General features: G+C 62.9%; 15 protein-coding genes. All 15 read left to right on the top strand.

The genetic code is table 11. The features are described from left to right. Positions 1-91 precede the first annotated feature (91 nt). The gene (gene uppS, locus DWU98_RS11995; RefSeq protein WP_115495864.1) at positions 92-832 is read left to right on the top strand and encodes a polyprenyl diphosphate synthase; all 741 of its coding nucleotides are present in this window, start codon (positions 92-94) and stop codon (positions 830-832) included. A 126-nt stretch (positions 833-958) separates the two neighbouring features. Continuing rightward, positions 959-1,780: a phosphatidate cytidylyltransferase gene (locus DWU98_RS12000; protein WP_115495794.1), complete on the top strand. Its 822-nt coding sequence runs from the start codon at positions 959-961 to the stop codon at positions 1,778-1,780. Positions 1,781-1,977: 197 nt separating this feature from the next. Beyond that, the gene (gene rseP / locus DWU98_RS12005) at positions 1,978-3,327 is read left to right on the top strand and encodes an RIP metalloprotease RseP (protein WP_115495795.1); all 1,350 of its coding nucleotides are present in this window, start codon (positions 1,978-1,980) and stop codon (positions 3,325-3,327) included. 215 nt (positions 3,328-3,542) lie between these two features. Beyond that, positions 3,543-5,975, top strand: coding sequence for an outer membrane protein assembly factor BamA (gene bamA / locus DWU98_RS12010; RefSeq protein WP_115495796.1), 2,433 nt, complete (start codon positions 3,543-3,545; stop codon positions 5,973-5,975). A gap of 217 nt (positions 5,976-6,192) precedes the next feature. Further along, positions 6,193-7,236 carry a UDP-3-O-(3-hydroxymyristoyl)glucosamine N-acyltransferase gene (lpxD, locus tag DWU98_RS12015; RefSeq protein WP_115495797.1) on the top strand — a complete coding sequence of 348 codons (1,044 nt, stop codon included), beginning with the start codon at positions 6,193-6,195 and terminating at the stop codon, positions 7,234-7,236. Beyond that, complete coding sequence (gene fabZ, locus DWU98_RS12020; protein ID WP_115495798.1) at positions 7,229-7,702, top strand: 3-hydroxyacyl-ACP dehydratase FabZ; 474 nt, start codon at positions 7,229-7,231, stop codon at positions 7,700-7,702. Before lpxD ends, fabZ begins: the two co-directional genes overlap by 8 nt. Further along, complete coding sequence (gene lpxA / locus DWU98_RS12025) at positions 7,699-8,472, top strand: acyl-ACP--UDP-N-acetylglucosamine O-acyltransferase (protein ID WP_115495799.1); 774 nt, start codon at positions 7,699-7,701, stop codon at positions 8,470-8,472. Before fabZ ends, lpxA begins: the two co-directional genes overlap by 4 nt. 57 nt (positions 8,473-8,529) lie before the next feature. Continuing rightward, complete coding sequence (lpxB, locus tag DWU98_RS12030; protein WP_115495800.1) at positions 8,530-9,726, top strand: lipid-A-disaccharide synthase; 1,197 nt, start codon at positions 8,530-8,532, stop codon at positions 9,724-9,726. A gap of 94 nt (positions 9,727-9,820) precedes the next feature. Next, on the top strand, positions 9,821-10,477 hold the full coding sequence (gene rnhB, locus DWU98_RS12035; protein WP_115495801.1) for a ribonuclease HII: 657 nt from the start codon (positions 9,821-9,823) through the stop codon (positions 10,475-10,477). A 223-nt stretch (positions 10,478-10,700) separates the two neighbouring features. After that, positions 10,701-10,895, top strand: a complete 195-nt coding sequence (locus tag DWU98_RS12040; RefSeq protein ID WP_115495802.1) for a hypothetical protein — start codon at positions 10,701-10,703, stop codon at positions 10,893-10,895. Between the two features lie 143 nt (positions 10,896-11,038). Beyond that, a complete protein-coding gene (gene dnaE / locus DWU98_RS12045) occupies positions 11,039-14,581 on the top strand; it encodes a DNA polymerase III subunit alpha (RefSeq protein WP_115495803.1) in 3,543 nt (1,180 codons plus the stop codon). Positions 14,582-14,804: 223 nt separating this feature from the next. Continuing rightward, positions 14,805-15,761: an acetyl-CoA carboxylase carboxyltransferase subunit alpha gene (locus DWU98_RS12050; protein WP_115495804.1), complete on the top strand. Its 957-nt coding sequence runs from the start codon at positions 14,805-14,807 to the stop codon at positions 15,759-15,761. A 4-nt stretch (positions 15,762-15,765) separates the two neighbouring features. Then, entirely contained in the window at positions 15,766-16,176 is a 411-nt protein-coding gene (locus tag DWU98_RS12055) for a VOC family protein (protein WP_230474819.1), read from the top strand. A 52-nt stretch (positions 16,177-16,228) separates the two neighbouring features. Further along, positions 16,229-16,981 carry an NYN domain-containing protein gene (locus DWU98_RS12060; RefSeq protein ID WP_115495805.1) on the top strand — a complete coding sequence of 251 codons (753 nt, stop codon included), beginning with the start codon at positions 16,229-16,231 and terminating at the stop codon, positions 16,979-16,981. After that, positions 16,971-18,275, top strand: coding sequence for a tRNA lysidine(34) synthetase TilS (tilS, locus tag DWU98_RS12065; protein ID WP_230474820.1), 1,305 nt, complete (start codon positions 16,971-16,973; stop codon positions 18,273-18,275). Before DWU98_RS12060 ends, tilS begins: the two co-directional genes overlap by 11 nt. The last annotated feature ends 2 nt before the right edge of the window (positions 18,276-18,277 follow it).

Here is an 18,277-nt window from a genome sequence, read left to right on the forward strand (position 1 = left end):
CCGATCTATGGCCTTTCCATGGCGAACGCAGTTCCACGAGGCTCTGCGGCGCCGCAAACCTCGCCGTCACCGTTAGTCTCCATCCATGACCATGACCACGCAAAATTTCGTACCGCGTCATATCGGCATCGTGATGGATGGCAATGGCCGCTGGGCGAAAGCCCGCCACCGCCCTCGCAGTTTCGGCCATAACGCCGGGCGCAAGGCCGTGCGCGAAGTGGTGGAAGGCTGTATCCGCCATGGCGTCGAAGCGTTGACGCTGTTCGCCTTCTCCAGCGAGAACTGGCAGCGGCCACCGGACGAGGTCGGGGCGCTGCTGGATTTGTTCATGCGCGCGCTCGACAAGGAAGTGGACGAGCTGCACGAGAACGGCGTACGCCTGCGCTGCGTCGGCGACTTGAGCGCGTTCGACGCGACGCTGCAAAAGCGCATGCTCGAAGCCATGAAGCGCACCGCCGGCAATACCAAGCTTTGCCTGAATATCGCGGTGAATTACGGCGGCCGCTGGGACATCGTGCAAGCCGCACGCAAGGCGGCCATGGCCGTGGCGCGCGGCGAGCTCACCATAGAAGCCATCGACGAAGACACCTTCGACCGCTTGACCAGCCTGTCCGAGTCGCCACCGCTGGATCTTTTCATTCGTACCGGCGGCGACCATCGCATCAGCAACTTCTTGTTATGGCAGCTCGCCTATGCGGAGCTGTATTTCACCGAGACTCTGTGGCCGGACTTCAATCAGGCCTCGCTGCAACTTGCCATCAACGACTTTGCCCGTCGCGAGCGTCGCTTCGGCCGCACCGGCGACCAGGTCGCCCAGGCAGCGGTCCGTTGAGTCCGCTTGTGTTTCCAGCAAGCCCTGCGCAAGGTGTCGCACACATGCTTGCCGCCCCTATTCCCTGCCTGTCGCGCTATGGCGGCGCGAACGCGCAGTCACCGTAAACAGGCCCTAGGGAACATCATGCTGCGACAGCGAGTTCTGACCGCCCTGCTTCTGGCGCCATTAGTCATCCTGCTGATTCTGCTGGTGCCGACCAACGTGTTCGCGTGCCTGTTGGGCGCCGCCTTCCTGGCCGCGGCCTGGGAATGGACACGACTGGCGGGCATGAAGAGTCGCGTTTCTCGCAGCGTCGTGCTCGCATTCGTTTTGCTGGCCTTTATCGCGCTGTGGACGCTGCGGGCTTGGGCCTGGCTGTGGCCGGTGACCATTGTGGCGGGCGTGGCGTGGTGGGTTTTGGTGTGTCTGTGGCTGCGAAACTTCGCGTTTGCCGCCGCCCCCACGGCGGAGAACCGCACCATCAAGCTGGTGGCAGGCGCGTTCGTGGTGTTTCCCGCCTGGATAGCCGCCCTGAACATCCATGGCAGCGAGCCGCACGGCCATGCCTGGACGTTCCTGGCAATGCTGCTGGTGTGGGCTGCCGACACCGGGGCGTATTTCACCGGCAGCTATCTCGGCAAGCGCAAGCTCGCGCCGCAGATCAGCCCGGGGAAGACCTGGGCCGGCGTGTACGGCGCCTTCGCCGCCAGCGCGATCGTGGCCGCCGTGGCCGGCTGGCTGCTGGGCGTGCGGGATGCGCGCCTGATCGGCCTGATCATGGTCACCCTGTTCACTGTAGCTAGCTCCATCGTCGGCGATCTGTTGGAAAGCCTGATGAAGCGCCACGCGAACGTGAAGGATTCGGGCGCCCTTTTCCCTGGTCATGGCGGCCTGCTGGACCGCCTGGACAGCATCTTCGCTGCCTTGCCGATCTTCGCACTGGGAAAATTGTTGCTGGGGCTTTGACGCACTCTAGTGCCCGCTTTTGGGGCCGTATCCGTCTTAACCCTTTCTCTTCGCGCCTAACGGAACTGCCACCGTCCGGTGTGGTCGATATCCCAACCCCGAGCGTCCCCTTTCGCGCCGCCAGTCAGGCTGCGCGACGGGTACTTGGCAACGCTTACTGATAAGCTTCGAGTTCCTAAGAGACGTAACCTGCTTTGATGAATCCCTTTCTCGGCTCGGTGTTCTGGCTACTGGTCACGCTCGGCGTGCTGGTAACCTTTCACGAATTCGGACACTACTGGGTCGCTCGCCGCTGTGGTGTGAAGGTGCTGCGCTTCTCGGTCGGCTTCGGCCGCGCCGTGTGGAAGCGCATCGGGCGCGACGGTACGGAATACCAGATCGCCGCCATTCCGCTGGGTGGTTACGTCAAGATGCTCGATGCGCGCGAGGGTGACGTCGACCCTGCTTTGCGCCATCAGGAGTTCACCGCGCAGCCGATCTGGAAGCGCATTGCCATCGTGGCCGCCGGCCCGGGGTTCAATATCCTCTTTACCGTCGTGGCGTTCTGGCTGATGTTCGTGCTGGGCCGCACGGACTTTGCCCCCGTCGTGACCGCCGCGCCGCAAAGCATGGCCGCGCAGGCCGGCATCCAGCCGGGCGATCGATTGCTTACGATCGGCGGCACGCAGGTCTCCACCTGGGGTGGCTCGTTCGACGTCATCGCCAACGCGCTGCTGGGCCGCACGCCGCTGGCCGTGACGGTTCGCGGCACTGATGGCAAGCAGCGCTCGCTGGTGTTGCCGCTCAACCGCCTGCCGGCCGGCGAAGACGTTTCGCAGTATATGGACAAGCTGGGTCTGGAGCTCGCACCTGCGCCGGCCATCGCGGCCGTGGTCGTGCCGGGTGGACCGGCTGAGCTGGCCGGTATGCACGCGGGGGACAAGATTCTTAGCGTCGATGGCAAAGCCGTGAAAGATTTCGTCGATCTCGGCGAGCAGATCAGGGCGGCGGCGGCGAAATCACCCGCGCTGACGCTGGAAATCGAGCGCAATGGCAAGCAGATGACGCTTCCGGTCACCGCGCGCATGGAATCGGTGGAAGGCGCCGCACCGCAGTGGCTGATCGACGTGAACGCCCCGCCGTCGGAAGTCGCCATGCAGCGCTACGGGCCGCTCAAGTCGCTGACCGAATCGCTCAGCCTGACCTGGGAGCGCACCACCGATACCTTCAGCATGGTCGGCAAGATGATCACTGGCGAGGCATCCACCCGCAACATTGCCGGCGTCATCGGCATTGCGCAGGTCGCCAATGCGGCCGCGCAGATGGGGCTGGATCGTTTCCTGGAATTCCTCGGTCTGGTGTCACTTAGCCTGGCCATCATCAACCTGATGCCCATTCCGGTCTTGGACGGTGGCTATCTGCTGTATTACCTTATCGAGCTGATCAAAGGCAGCCCTGTCAGCGAGCGGACCATGATCGCGGGCCAGTACGTGGGCATCGCCTTGCTGTTCATGCTGGTGGGGCTGACGTTCTACAACGACATCCATCGCATCATCCTGCCCTCGTGAGACGGATGCGCGCCGCTTGCAACCTCGGGTTGGGTGCTGGCCGCGATTGTCCTATTGCGCGGCAAGCCTCGCGCCTTGCGCAGCGTCCGGCACCTTCCCGCCGGGTCCGCCCAGTGCATGTGTGCAGCACGAGGCCAGAGTGATGCCGGATTTGGAAAAAATGCAGCGAGGCGGTCGCATGGCCGCCTCGTCCGAATAACACAACGGAATCGACGATGAAGCGTATCGCCGCCCTGATCCTGCTTGCCTCCCTTTCGACCAGCGCATTCGCGCTGGAACCCTTCGTCGTTTCCGACATCCGCATCGAAGGCTTGAACCGCATCTCCGCCGGCACGGTGTTCAATTACCTGCCGATCAACAAGGGTGACCGCCTCACCACGGAAGAGGCCCAACAGGCCATCCGCGCCCTTTACAGCACCAAGTTCTTCAGCGATGTGGAGCTGGAGCGCGATGGCAACATCCTGGTGATCAAAGTGGCGGAGCGGCCGTCGATCGCCAAGCTCACCATCCGCGGCAACAACGACATCAAGACCGATGACCTCAAGAAAGGTCTGAAGGATATCGGCCTGACCGAAGGCGAAACCTTCGACCGCCTGGCGATGGATCGCGTGCAACAGGAACTGATCCGCCAGTACTACAACCGCGGCAAGTACAACGTGTCGGTCATTCCGCACGTCACGGAGCTCGATCGCAACCGCGTGTCCATCGACATCGAGATCCGCGAAGGCAAGGTCGCCAAGATCAAGGAAGTGAACATCGTCGGCAACACGGCGTTCACCGACAAGGAAATTGAATCGGGCTTCGAGTCGGGCACCACCAACTTGCTGTCGTGGTATTCCAAGAACGACCAATACTCGCAGGACAAGCTCTCCGGCGATCTGAAAAAGCTGCAGTCCTACTATATGGACCGCGGTTACGCCGATTTCGGCATCGACTCCACGCAGGTCACCATTTCGCCTGACAAGCGCCAGATGTACATCGCCGCGGACGTCATCCAGGGCGACATCTACCACATCTCCGGCACGCACCTGCTCGGCCAGCTGATCCTGCCGGAAGACACGCTGCGCAAGCTGGTGTTCGTGAAGGATGGCGATCTGTTCAACCGCCGCGCGATCGAAGCCACCTCCGACGCCATCAAGGCGCTGCTGGCGAACATTGGCTACGCGTTCGCCAAGGTCAATTCGGTTCCCAAGCTGGATAAAGACAAGAAAACCGTCGACGTCACCTGGTATATCCAGCCCGGCGTGCGTGTTTACGTGCGCCGCGTGATCTTCCAGGGCAACACCCGTACCGAAGACGATGTGCTGCGTCGTGAAATGCGTCAGCTGGAAGGTGCGTGGTATTCGCAGGCGGCGATCGACCGCTCGAAGATCCGTCTGCAACAGCTCGGCTACTTCAAGACCGTCACCATCGATAAGCAGACGGTGCCAGGCAGCGATGACGAGGTCGATCTGACGGTGAAGGTGGAAGAGCAATCCGCCGGCAGCCTGACCTTCGGCGTGGGTTATTCACAGTATTCGGGCATCATCCTGTCCAGCTCGGTATCGCAGAGGAACTTCCTCGGCACCGGCGATCAGTTCACCATCGGGGCCGAACGCAGCGATTACCTCACCTCGATCAACGCGGGCTACTCCAACCCCTATCTGACCGAGAGCGGTATTGGCATCGGCTACAACGCGACGTTCTCGCGCGCGGACTACGCCGACCTCGGTAGCCAGTACGCCAGCTACTCCAACAGCACCAAGTCGTTCTCCACCACGCTGGGCATTCCGATCACCGATTTCGACCGCTTGAGCGGCAGCCTGGGCATCGGCAGCACCAAGATCAACACGTACGCCGGTTATACCCCGCAGATACTGGTCGACTACATCAACGCGCTGGGCAAGGACACCATCCACACCTGGACCGGCTCGCTGAGCTGGGTCCACGACACGCGCAATTCCTACTGGGCACCCACCCACGGCGGCCAGATCACCGCCGGTGTGAACGTGGCGCTGCCCGGCTCCACCGTGCAGTACTGGACCTTCAACGGCGAAGCCAACCATTACTGGCCGATCGGCAAGGGTTTCGTGCTGTACCTGGACGGCAAGGTGGGCTACGGCAGCACCTATGGCAACCAGACGTACACCGCCACCACCGCCGACTATGACGCCGCCACGGGCACGGGCTACAAAGCCGGCCAGAACGTCGCCTTCCCGTTCTGGATGAACTTCTACGCGGGCGGCGTGACCGATCTGCGCGGCTTCCAGGACAACACCCTCGGTCCACGCGCGTGCGCCGGCTCGACCACCAATGGCGCGCCCATCGTGCCGCAGTCGAACGGTTACTGCCCGGGCAGCACGTACACCTACTCCCAGCCGATCGGTGGTGCGTTCAAGGTGCTGGGTACCGCCGAGGTGTACCTGCCGCTGCCGTTCCTGAAGGACATCAACACCGCACGCGTGTCGCTCTTCATGGACGTGGGCCAGGCCTATCAGAACATCCAGTCCTTCAGCGCCAAGCAGCTCGATGCGTCGGCCGGTGTGTCCCTGCATTGGCAGGCGCCGATCGGCCCGCTGATCATCAGCCTGGGCTTCCCGTTCCGCATGCAGCCGGGCGACAGCGAGTACACCGAGCGCATTCAGTTCACCTTCGGCAGCCAGTTCTAAGGCTGTCCGCAAGGATTCCCCGGAAAGCGCGGCTCTGCCGCGCTTTCTTTTGCAGCCTGCGGATTCCTGCGAACCGCAACATGCTGCACGCGGCGGCGAGCGAACCCCTACAATGCGGCGGTTGCACGATGCGCAAGACTCGCCGCCCGGCGGCTCCATGATGCGGCCGCGCCGTGCGACGACGCAGGCAAAGCGAGACCCCTAACAGGCGCTACCGATGACCTCATACAGCGTTGCCCAACTCGCCGAACGCTTCGCCCTGGAATTTCGCGGCGATGGCGCACGCATCATTGATGGCGTCGGTACGCTTGCGGGCGCGGGGCCTACCCAGCTCAGCTTCTTATCCAACAGCAAGTACAGCGCGCAGCTGACCAGCACCCGTGCGGGCGTGGTCGTACTGAGCAGCGATGCCGCCGAAAGCTGCCCCACGGCAGCACTGATTGCGCGCGACCCCTATGTGGCCTACGCGCGCATCGCCGCTTTGTTCGAACGGCTGCCGGCCGCAGCCGCCGGCGTGCATCCCTCGGCCGTGGTGGCACCGGGTGCACGCGTCAGCGCATCCGCAAGCATCGGCCCGTGTTGCGTGATCGAAGACGGTGCTGTCATCGAAGATGGCGTGGTACTCGGCCCTCACTGCATCATCGGCCCGGAGTGCACGGTGGGTGCACAATCGCGCCTCGTCGGTCGCGTCACGCTGGTGATCCGCGTAACGCTCGGCAAGCGCGTGCTGGTGCATCCGGGCGCGGTGATCGGCTCGGACGGCTTCGGCCTCGCCTTCGACCGCGACCACTGGGTGAAGCTGCCGCAGCTGGGCGGCGTGCGCATCGGTGACGATTGTGAAATAGGCGCCAACACCACCATCGACCGCGGTGCATTGGACGATACCGTGCTGGAAGATGACGTCCGGCTGGATAACCAGATCCAGATCGCCCACAACGTCACCATCGGCGCACACACGGCCATGGCCGGCTGCGCCGCCGTGGCCGGCAGTGCGAAAATAGGCCGTTATTGCATGATCGGCGGCAACGCCGGCGTGCTTGGCCATCTGGAAGTGGCTGACCGGGTTACCATTACGGCCAAGAGCCTGGTGACGCATTCGATTCGGGAGGCTGGCGAGTATTCCTCCGGAGTACCGCTGCAGGAAAACCGGCAGTGGCGTCGCAATGCCGCCCGCTTCAAACATTTGGACGAGTACGCGCGCCGATTGTCGGCGCTGGAAAGCCGCTTGTCGGCTTTGGAGAAGGATAAGAGTGATGACTGAGAACACCACCCAGATCACGCTGCCTGTCGGCGTGGACGTGATTGAACAACTATTGCCGCACCGCTATCCATTCCTGTTGGTGGATCGCGTCATCGAGATCGTGCCCGAACAGAGCGTGGTGACACTGAAGAACGTCACCATCAATGAGCCCTTTTTTACCGGACATTTTCCCGGTCACCCGGTGATGCCAGGTGTACTGATCGTAGAGGCCATGGCGCAGTCGGCCGGCCTGCTCACGCAGATCAGCGCGCGCCTGAAAGGCGCTACGGCCAGCCCGCTGTTCTACCTTGCCAAGGTGGACAACGCGCGCTTCAACGCACCGGTCGTGCCCGGCGACCAATTGCGCATGGAAGTACGCCTCAAGCGCTTGCTGCGCAGCATGGGTCTGTTTGAGGCGCGCTCGCTGGTTGACGGCAAGGAAGTGGCGAGCTGCGAACTGATGTGCGCCGCGAGGTCGGAAAAATGATCCACCCCACCGCGCAAATCGATCCATCGGCGGTGATTGGTGCCAACGTAAGTATCGGTGCATTTACCGTGATCGGCGCCGACGTGAACATCGGCGAAGGCACGGTGATCGGACCGCATGTGGTGATCCACGGGCCCACCACGATCGGCCGCAATAATCGCATCGCGCAATTCGCTTCCATCGGCGGCGACCCGCAGGACATGAAATACCAGGGTGAACGCACCGAACTGGTCATCGGCGACAACAACCTGATCCGCGAATTCGTCACCATCAATCGTGGTACCGGCGAAGGTGGCGGTGTCACGCGCATCGGTAACGACAATTGGCTGCTGGCTTACGTGCACGTCGCACACGATTGCCAGGTCGGCAACCACACGATCTTCTCCAACTACTCGGCATTGGCCGGGCATGTGGAAGTGGGCGACTGGACCGTGTTTGCGGGTTATTCCGGGGCGCATCAGTTCTGCAAGGTCGGCGAACACGCCTTTATCGCCATGGGCTGCCTGCTGGGTGCCGACGTCCCGCCGTTCTTGATGATGGCCAACGACCAGGGCGGACGGCCGCGCGGCCTGAACACCACCGGCCTCAAGCGCCGCGGTTTCGAACCCGACCGCATCACGGCGATCAAACGCGCCTACCGCACGCTGTATACCTCGGGCCTGTCTCTGGCCGAGGCGCGCGAGCAACTGGTTGCGCAGGCCAAGGACAGCGAGGATGTGCGCGCCATGCTCGATTTTCTCGACCGCAGCGAGCGTGGGTTGGCGCGCTGACCCTGAGCGTTTCGCACGTGGTTCCACCGACTACGGGCCTTTGCCGGGAATGCGACCATGTCTAACAATGATCAAAGCCCCTTGATAGCCCTGATTGCCGGCGAAGATTCCGGCGATCAGCTCGGTGCCGATCTCATCGTCGCGCTGCGCCGGCATTATCCGAACGCACGATTCGCCGGCATCGGCGGCAACCGCATGCAGCAGCATGGGTTTGAATCGTGGTTCGACATGCGCGAACTGTCGCTGTTCGGTTTTGCCGAAGTCATCGGCCATCTGCCGCGACTGCTGCGGTTGCGCAAGGAATTGGTCGCGCGACTGACCACGGCAAAGCCTGCGGTGGTCGTGGGCATTGATGCGCCCGATTTCAATCTCGGCGTCGAACGCCGCTTAAAGCAGGCCGGTTTGCGCACGGTGCATTACGTCAGCCCATCGATTTGGGCCTGGCGCGAAAACCGTGCGGAAAAAATCGGCCAGAGCGTGCATCGCGTGCTTTGCTTGTTTCCGATGGAACCACCGATCTACGCACGCCACGGCATCGATGCGCGCTTCGTGGGCCACCCCTTGGCCGATCGTTTTCCGCTTGTCTCAGATCGCGTGCCGGCCAGGCGCACCTTGCAACTACCGCTGGATGCGCCGGTGCTGGCGCTCTTGCCGGGCAGCCGCCACTCCGAACTGGAGCGCATGGGGGCGATCTACCTGGATGCCGCGCGACGCGTAGCGGCCAACATGCCTGGCTTGCGCATCGTGATTCCTGCTGCAAACACGCGTGCGCTGGCGACGCTCAAATCATTGCTCGGGCGCAGCGTGAACGATGAAGCGGCGCCCATCCTGCTCGACGGCCATGCGCACGAAGCCATGCTCGCGGCCGACGTCGTCATGCTGGCCTCGGGAACCGCCACGCTGGAAGCGATGCTGGCCAAGCGCCCCATGGTGGTTGGATACCGCGTTTCGCCGCTGAGCTACCGCATCGCACGCATGTTCAAGATGCTCAAGACCGATGTGTACGCACTGCCCAACATCCTTGCCCGCGCATGCGGCATGGGCAAAGACGCCATGCTGGTGCCCGAGTTGATGCAGGACGATTTCACCCCAGAGAAGCTCGCCCATGCCACGCTGGAATTGTTCCGCGACAGCGAACGCCGCGGCGCCGTAGTCGCGGCCTTCGAGCAATTGCATGACATCCTGCGCGGCCACCTGCTTGGGCACGCGGGCGATCATGCCGCCGCCGCCATTATTGAAATGATCGAGCGATGACGTAACACTGTAACGGTAATCGTCCTCATCCTGGCCCGGATGAGACTGGCCATGAGGGATCGACCTCACCATAGCGGACCCAACGCATTTCCCTATGAAAACCGAGGTAAGCCCCGACTCCTTGAGCGTTCTCTTCCCGCCAAAGAAGCGCGCAGGCGGCCGCGCGTTGCTCACCCGTATTGCAGGTGTCGACGAGGCCGGGCGCGGGCCGCTGGCCGGCCCGGTGGTCGTGGCTGCGGTGATCTTGGATAGCTCGCGCCCCATCGAGGGCCTGGACGATTCAAAAAAGCTCAGCGAAGCCAGGCGCGAACAACTGTATCCACACATCGTGGGACGCGCGCTGGCTTATACCGTCGTCGTGATCGAGCGCGACGAAATCGATCGCATCAATATCTTCCAGGCCACCATGGTGGGCATGGCGCGCGCAGTCACCCGCCTGATGCCGGCGGCCACGGAAGCGTTGATCGATGGCAATCACCTGCCGGTCGGCCTGCCCTGCCCCGCTCGTGCGATCATCGGCGGGGACGCGCTGGAGCCCGCCATCAGCGCCGCTTCGATTCTCGCCAAAGTCAGCCGCGACCGCCTGATGGTGCAGATGGACGCGCGTTATCCCGGCTACGGATTTGCCGATCACAAAGGCTATTCCACACCTGCCCACCTGGCCGCGCTGCAGCGGCTGGGCCCGTGCGATGAACACCGACGCAGCTTTTCGCCAGTCAAGCTGCTGCTGGACCAGGGCCGGCTTTTCTAAAATGCGCTGAACGTCCGCGCGACGGCTTTCCCAAGCTATGCGACGCTGTTTTTACCGTGCAACCTTTCAGCGTGCGCGCGCATCCGACGAGATATGGAATGAAATCGGAAAGCCGCTGCGCAGATAAGTAAACGATGGCATGCGGTTCCCAAGCACGGATGCGCCACCACGGTCCGTCGCCAACGCATAAACACTCACACGCCGGGCTTTTCAGGAGAGTGTCATGCTGTTTTCTTCCCGCCGCCCAACGCGCCCGCCCACTGCCAAGAAGCACGCGCACGAATCCATTACCAAGGCATCGCCAGCCGCCGCGGAGCTGCGCTTACATCACCTCGACTACAACTTGCAGCCCTTGAGCGTGGCGAGCCTTTCGCACTACGTCGAGCCGGTTGAAGACGAGCGGTTCAGGGTGCACTGAAAGCAAAGGCACGGGATCGGAGCAGGGAATGCGTCGCTTGCTGTGAACATGGGATTTGCCGTCTCCCGTTCCCTGCTCTTGTCAATGCTTGCCCGCGCCGGACCAGCTCGCTAGGCTGAGCCATTGCTTCGCGCGTGCGAGCCATGTCCGTCCGTTTCGCTCATCTGCATCTGCACAGCGAGTATTCGCTGGTCGACTCGACCATCCGCATCAAGGCGCTGGTGGCTGCCTGCGTGCAGGCCGGCACGCCGGCGGTTGCGCTCACTGACGAGTGCAACATGTTCGCCCTGGTGAAGTTCTACAAGGCATGTAGCGCGGCGGGCATCAAGCCGATTGGTGGTTGTGACCTGTGGATCAGCGCGCCGGACGATCCACGCCCCTGGCGCATGACCATGCTGTGCCAGAACCGCGATGGCTATCTCAACCTGTCACGCCTGGTCTCACGCGCCTGGCGCGAAGGTCAACAAGGCGGCCGTGCGCTGGTCGATGCTGCATGGCTCACGCCCGATGCGACAGCCGGGCTGATTATCTTGCTGGGTCGAGAAAGCGAGATCGGCCGCGTGGCCGTGAACCAGGGTACGGCCGCCGCCTTGCCACGCCTGCGCACGCTCAGCCGGCTATTTCCGGACCGCCTGTACCTGGAACTCACCCGTTGCGGGCGCGAAGGCGAGGAAACCTGGAACAACGCCGCGCTCAGTCTGGCCGCGGAATGCAATCTGCCGGTCATCGCCAGCAACGATGTGCGCTTCCTCAAGCAAGACGATTTCGAAGCACATGAAGCGCGCGTGTGCATTCATCAAGGCCGCGTGCTGGCCGATCCCAAGCGCCCGCGCGACTACAGCGATCAGCAATACCTGAAAACGCCCCAGGACATGGCCGAGCTGTTCGCGGATATTCCCGAGGCCCTGGAAAATACCGTCGAACTGGCCAAGCGCTGCAACCTGGAACTCAGCTTCGGCACCTACTACCTGCCGGACTTCCCGGTGCCTGAAGGCCACGATCTCGCCAGCTACATCCGCGAAATCGCACGCGAAGGCCTGAAAGAACGCCTTGCCGCCGCACCCCTGGCACCCGGCCACACGCTGGCCGATTACGAAGCGCGGTTGGAACGCGAGCTGGACGTCATCATCGAGATGGGCTTCCCGGGCTACTTCCTGATCGTGGCGGACTTCATCAACTGGGGTAAGCAGAACGGCATCCCGGTCGGCCCCGGTCGCGGTTCGGGCGCGGGCTCGCTGGTGGCGTGGGTGCTGAAGATCACCGATCTGGATCCGCTGCAGTTCAATCTGCTGTTTGAGCGATTTCTGAATCCGGAACGTATTTCGATGCCGGACTTCGACATCGACTTCTGCATGGATCGCCGCGACGAAGTGATCGATTACGTCGCACGCAAATACGGTCGCGATCACGTCAGCCAGATCATTACGTACGGTTCGATGGCCGCCAAGGCGGTGCTGCGCGATTCGGGCCGCGTGCTGGGCATGGGTTACAACGCGGTCGACAAGATCGCGAAATTGATTCCCCCGCGGCCGCTCGATCTCACCCTTTCGGACGCGCTGGGTCGCTCCGAAAAATCGCAGAAAGAAACTGATCGCGTCGTCAAGGAATTCTGCGATCTCTACGCGCAGGACGAAGAAGCCAAATCGCTGATCGATCTGGCGTTGAAACTGGAAAGCCTCACACGCAACGCCGGCAAGCACGCGGGCGGCGTCGTAATTGGTCCCAGGCCGCTCACCGAATTCGCGCCGCTGTACTGCGAACCGGGTGGCGCCGGCGTGGTGACGCAATACGACAAGGACGACGTGGAAGCCGTCGGCCTGGTGAAGTTCGACTTCCTTGGCCTGCGCACACTCACCATCATCGATTGGGCGGTGAAGGCGATCAACGCGCGCCGCGCGAACAGTGACGAAGAGCCACTGGATATCGCGGCGCTCCCGCTCGATGACGTGCCGACGTATGAATTGCTGAAACGCGCGCAAACGGTTGCGGTGTTCCAGCTCGAATCCTCCGGCATGCAGCGCATGCTCAAGGATGCAAAGCCTGACCGCTTCGAAGACATCATCGCGCTGGTGGCGCTGTATCGCCCGGGCCCGATGGATCTGATTCCCAGCTTCGTTGCACGTAAACACGGTCGCGAAGACGTGGAATACCCCGATCCGCGCGTCGAGCCCATCCTGAAAGAGACCTACGGCATCATGGTCTATCAGGAGCAGGTGATGCAGATGGCGCAGATCGTCGGCGGCTACTCGCTCGGCGGCGCCGACCTGCTGCGTCGCGCGATGGGCAAGAAAAAAATCGAGGAAATGGCGAAGGAGCGCGCCAAGTTCCGCGAAGGCGCCGCCAAAGACGGCCTCAGCGGGGAGAAATCCGACGCCATCTTCGACTTGATGGAAAAATTCGCAGGCTACGGCTTCAACAAGTCACACGCTGCCGCGTACGCGCTGGTGTCCTATCAAACCGCATGGCTGAAGGCACACTACCCCGCCGAATTCATGGCCGCGACGATTTCCTCGGACATGGACAACACCGACAAGGTGGTGACCTTTCTCGACGAATCGCGCGCGATCGCTCTGACCGTTCTTGCACCGGATGTGAATGCGTCGGTGTTCATGTTCGAGGCGGTCGAGCCGAAAGTCATCCGTTACGGCCTGGGCGCCATCAAGGGGGTGGGCCAGGGCGCCTGCGAGGCCATCGCCGAGGAACGCAAGAAAGGTGGCCCGTACAAAGATCTGGCTGACTTCTGCCGCCGCGTCGATCCCACCAAGCTCAACCGCCGCGTGCTGGAAGCGCTGATCCTCTCTGGCGCGCTGGACGCCCTGGCGCCCACCCGCGCCAGCCTGATGCTGCAGCTGCCCAATGCGATCAAAGCCGCCGAACAGCACCTGCGCGACCGCCAATCCGGCCAGAACGACATGTTCGGCGCAATGATTGGGGCGGTCGCGCCGGTGGTACAGGTCGAGCTCCCCACCGCGCCGGAATGGCCACTCGAGCAGAAGCTGCAGGGTGAGCGCGATACGCTCGGCCATTACCTCTCCGGTCACCCCACCGACCCCTGGCGCGAGGAGCTGGCTCAGCTTTCCACCTGCCCACTGGGCGAGATCGCCGACCGCTACCAACCGCCCCGCCCGCGCAAGAACGACGGCGACGACGGTAACCGCTTCCGCCGCGGCCCCGACACGCCGTGGACCGTCGCCGGCATGGTGGTGGCCGTGCGCAAACGCGGCGACAGCGACGCCTTCGTGCGTCTGGAAGACAGCACCGGCAGCATCGAGGTGAGCTTTTTCGGCGAGCTCTACCAGCAGGTCGCACCGTTGCTTACCCGCGATGAGCTGCTGGTGGTCGAAGGCGGCCTGCGCATCGACGACTTCTCCGGCGGCGGTTTTCAGCTGCGCGCCCGCAGCGCCATTTCCATGGCCGACGCGTGCCGACGCTATGCCCGCCTGCTGCGCGTGAAGGTCAACGGCATCGGGCCGGATTTCATCAGCCAGTTCCGGCAGGCCCTCGCCGGTCATCGCGGCGGCACGGCCGCCGTACTGCTCAGCGGTTACCACAACGCGGTGGCACAGGCGGATTTCGAATTCGGACAGGAGTGGAAAGTGCACGCCATTCCGGAGCTGCTGCGCACGGTACGCGGCATGCCGGGAGTGCTGGGCGCAGGTCTACGGATCGTCAAATCCGCCGAATAGCAGCCCCCGCTCCCCTGCAGGGAGAGCGTTGGCGTGAGGGGCCAAGGCTTGCCCCATCTCAAACAGAGCAATGCTTCGATGAAGCATTCTCGAAGAGTGTCCCTTCACCGCAGCCCTCGCCCTGGAGGGGAGAGGGAACCGTAGCGCTGCCATACGCCGCCGTTCCCGCCCCGCCACGCGCCCCGGGTATACTGCCCCGCTTCTGTGCCACGTACGTGACCGAATGAATCCCAATTTCCTCGATTTTGAACAACCGATTGCCGAGCTGGAGGCCAAGATCGAGGAGCTGCGGCATGCCAGCTCCGGCCAAGCGTTCAATATCGACGAAGAAGTCACCCGCCTGCGCGAGAAGCTCAAGCTCAAGACGGCGGACATCTTCCGCACGCTCACGCCCTGGCAGGTCACGCAACTCTCTCGTCATCCGGCACGCCCCTACACGCTCGATTACATCGGCGTGATGTGCGAGGAATTCCACGAGCTCGCCGGCGATCGCGCCTACGCGGACGACGCGGCCATCGTGGGCGGCATCGGTCGCATCAATGGGCGCTCGGTGATGATCATCGGCCATCAGAAGGCGCGCGATACCAAGGGCAAGATTCGCCGCAACTTCGGCATGCCCCGGCCGGAGGGTTATCGCAAGGCGCTGCGCCTGATGAGGATGGCGGAGCGTTTCAAACTTCCGCTGTTCACGCTGATCGACACCGCCGGCGCCTATCCGGGCGTCGGGGCCGAAGAGCGCGGCCAGAGTGAAGCCATCGCCACCAACCTGTTGGAAATGGCCGAACTGAAAGTACCGATCATTTGCACGGTGATCGGCGAAGGCGGCTCCGGTGGCGCGCTGGCGATCGGCGTGGGCGACCGCACGGTCATGCTGCAGTATTCGACCTATTCGGTGATCACGCCCGAAGGTTGCGCTTCCATCCTGTGGAAGAGCGCCGAGCGCGCCAAAGATGCCGCTGAAGCGCTGGGCATGACTGCTCCGCGCTTGCTCGATCTGGGTTTGGTCGACAAAGTCGTACGCGAGCCGCTCGGTGGCGCGCATCGCAATCCTCACTCGATGGCGGTGCGCCTCAAGGCTGTGCTGCTGAACGAGCTCGACAAGTTGGAAAGCATTCCCGTGCCGGCGTTGCTGGAGCAGCGTTACCACCGTCTGCGCAGCTTTGGGGCGTACAACGAGTAAGCGCATGATGAGCGGCGTGCAGGGACTCGATCACGTCAATCTCAGCGCCCCCTCCGCACTGCTCGAGCACCTGCGTCGGTTTTATATCGACGTCATCGGATTGGTCGAAGGGCCTCGCCCCACGTTCCGCTCCGGCTCGCGCGGTTATTGGCTGTATGCCGGCACAGAGGCGGTCATGCATTTGACCGTCCGCGGTGACGGCGATGCCAGTGCAAAACCGACAGGCTGGCTGGATCACATCGCCTTTGCCTGCACGGACCTGCCCGGCACCCGCGCTCGACTCGACGCCGCGGGCGTTCCATACCGCGTCGACATCGTCGACATGCCCGAGCAAGTACAACTGTTCCTTCACGACCCCGCAGGCACCGGGGTGGAATTGAATTTCCGAACACCGGCCGCTCTGGGCGCTACCTGAGCGCACACATTAAGGCGCTATCATCGATCCGCCCATTACGCAGGAGGCCGCCATGGCCAGCGACAGCATCAAGCTCGCCGTCCTGATCGATGCCGACAACACGCAGCCTTCCATTGCCGATGGCCTGTTGGCCGAGGTCGCCAAGTACGGGACGGCGCATGTAAAGCGCGCCTACGGCGATTGGACGGGCAATCAGCTGAAAACCTGGAAGGAACACCTGCTCAAGCAATCCATCCAGCCGATCCAGCAATTCAGCTACACCAGTGGCAAGAACGCAACCGACTCGGCCATGATCATCGACGCGATGGATCTGTTGTACGCCGGCCGCTTCGATGGCTTCTGCATCGTCTCCAGTGACAGCGACTTCACGCGCCTGGCTGCGCGTATTCGCGAATCGGGCCTGATCGTTTACGGCTTTGGCGAACGCAAGACACCCGAACCGTTTGTCGCGGCCTGCGACAAATTCATCTACACCGAAATCCTCACCGGGAAACCGGACGAAGAACAACCGCTCAAGCCACGCGCGCCTTCTCAACTGAAAAAAGACAGCGGCTTGATCAATCTGCTGCGCAACGCGATCGATGCGGCCTCTGACGACGAAGGCTGGGCGGGGTTGGGCGGCGTCGGCTCGATCATCACCAAGCAGCGTCCGAACTTCGATTCGCGCAGCCATGGTTACGGCAAGTTGAGCGATCTGATTGCCGCGATCGACTGGTTCGAGCTCGATCGGCGCAGCCCTGGTGAAGGTCGTCCCAAAGCGATCTATGTGCGCAACAAGCGCAAACCGGTGGCACGTGAATCCTGATTCGGCGCTCATCGATACCCTGCAACAAGCGCTGCGCGCGCACCCGCAAGCTTCGCTGTGTGTAGCCTATAGCGGCGGCCCCGATTCCACGGCGCTCTTGCACGCGCTCGCGCACATGTCCGAAGCGCGCGCGCGTGGCTTGCGCGCCATGCATGTGGATCATGGCCTGCATGCGCAGAGCGCGCGTTGGGCCGCGCATTGTCGTGCCTTCTGCGCAACGATCGGGATTGCATGTGATGTGCATGTCGCCAGCGTGGATCGCGCCAGCGGCATCGGCCTTGAAGCTGCCGCACGGCACGCGCGCTATGCCGTGTTTACGGAACACTTACATGCAGGCGAGCGTCTGGTGCTGGGCCATCATCAAGACGATCAAGTGGAGACGGTACTGCTGAAGCTGCTGCGCGGCGCCGGTCCGGAGGGCCTCGGCGGCATGCGTGCGGAGCGCCCGTTGGGAGCCGGTGCGCTATGGCGGCCGCTGCTTGCCTTGCCGCGGCATGCGATCCGCGATTACGTGCAAGCGCACAAACTGCCCTGCATTCACGATCCTTCCAATGACGACCGGCAGCTCGCACGCAATCACCTGCGTCACGACGTCATTCCACTCTTGAATACCCATTGGCCACATGCGGCGATCTCGGTCACGCACAGCGCCATGCTCTGCCGCGCAGCGGCCGATACGCTGCAACAGGATTGGCTCGTCGCCTTGGAAGTCTTGCGCGACATGGAGACCAACAGCCTGGATGCGCGCGGCTGGCTCGCGCTGCCGTCCGCGCTACGCGATCCACTGCTCGCCCACTGGTTGCACGCGCAAGGTTTGTCCGCACCGACCACTGCACAGCGCCAGCAAATCGAGCGCCAATGCACCTCGCAGGACGGCCAGCTGCCATGCATTCAATGGCCTGGTGCCGAAGTGCACGTGTGGAAAAACCGGTTATGGGCGATGGCGCCTGCCAAGCCACGCAAGAGCTCCATGGACGCGCCATGGCACGGCGAAACGCTCGACCTGCCCGATGGCGGCAGGCTGACACTCGAGCCAGCCGCAACGCTTCCCATTACGTTAACCGTGCGATCGCGTCGTGGCGGCGAACGGATCAAACCAGCCGGTGATGCACACACCCGCGAACTTCGCGCACTGTTTCAGACCGGCGCCATCCCACCATGGCGGCGAGAAGCCTGCCCGCTGCTGTATGAAGGCGACGAACTTGTCGCCGTGGCGGATCGCTGGCTGAGCGCGCGCGCGCAAGCGCTGTTTGACCAGGTCGGCGCGCTGCCGCGCTGGCGGCCTGGACGCTAAGC

This window comes from Dyella monticola, assembly GCF_003363155.1.
Lineage (GTDB): Bacteria > Pseudomonadota > Gammaproteobacteria > Xanthomonadales > Rhodanobacteraceae > Dyella_B > Dyella_B monticola.

What these genes read in the sequence shown, in the direction of transcription:
- uppS (WP_115495864.1), top strand. Translation starts at nt 92, where the DNA reads ATGACCACGCAAAATTTCGTACCGCGTCATATCGGCATCGTGATGGAT.
- DWU98_RS12000 (WP_115495794.1), top strand. Translation starts at nt 959, where the DNA reads ATGCTGCGACAGCGAGTTCTGACCGCCCTGCTTCTGGCGCCATTAGTC.
- rseP (WP_115495795.1), top strand. Translation starts at nt 1,978, where the DNA reads ATGAATCCCTTTCTCGGCTCGGTGTTCTGGCTACTGGTCACGCTCGGC.
- bamA (WP_115495796.1), top strand. Translation starts at nt 3,543, where the DNA reads ATGAAGCGTATCGCCGCCCTGATCCTGCTTGCCTCCCTTTCGACCAGC.
- lpxD (WP_115495797.1), top strand. Translation starts at nt 6,193, where the DNA reads ATGACCTCATACAGCGTTGCCCAACTCGCCGAACGCTTCGCCCTGGAA.
- fabZ (WP_115495798.1), top strand. Translation starts at nt 7,229, where the DNA reads ATGACTGAGAACACCACCCAGATCACGCTGCCTGTCGGCGTGGACGTG.
- lpxA (WP_115495799.1), top strand. Translation starts at nt 7,699, where the DNA reads ATGATCCACCCCACCGCGCAAATCGATCCATCGGCGGTGATTGGTGCC.
- lpxB (WP_115495800.1), top strand. Translation starts at nt 8,530, where the DNA reads ATGTCTAACAATGATCAAAGCCCCTTGATAGCCCTGATTGCCGGCGAA.
- rnhB (WP_115495801.1), top strand. Translation starts at nt 9,821, where the DNA reads ATGAAAACCGAGGTAAGCCCCGACTCCTTGAGCGTTCTCTTCCCGCCA.
- DWU98_RS12040 (WP_115495802.1), top strand. Translation starts at nt 10,701, where the DNA reads ATGCTGTTTTCTTCCCGCCGCCCAACGCGCCCGCCCACTGCCAAGAAG.
- dnaE (WP_115495803.1), top strand. Translation starts at nt 11,039, where the DNA reads ATGTCCGTCCGTTTCGCTCATCTGCATCTGCACAGCGAGTATTCGCTG.
- DWU98_RS12050 (WP_115495804.1), top strand. Translation starts at nt 14,805, where the DNA reads ATGAATCCCAATTTCCTCGATTTTGAACAACCGATTGCCGAGCTGGAG.
- DWU98_RS12055 (WP_230474819.1), top strand. Translation starts at nt 15,766, where the DNA reads ATGATGAGCGGCGTGCAGGGACTCGATCACGTCAATCTCAGCGCCCCC.
- DWU98_RS12060 (WP_115495805.1), top strand. Translation starts at nt 16,229, where the DNA reads ATGGCCAGCGACAGCATCAAGCTCGCCGTCCTGATCGATGCCGACAAC.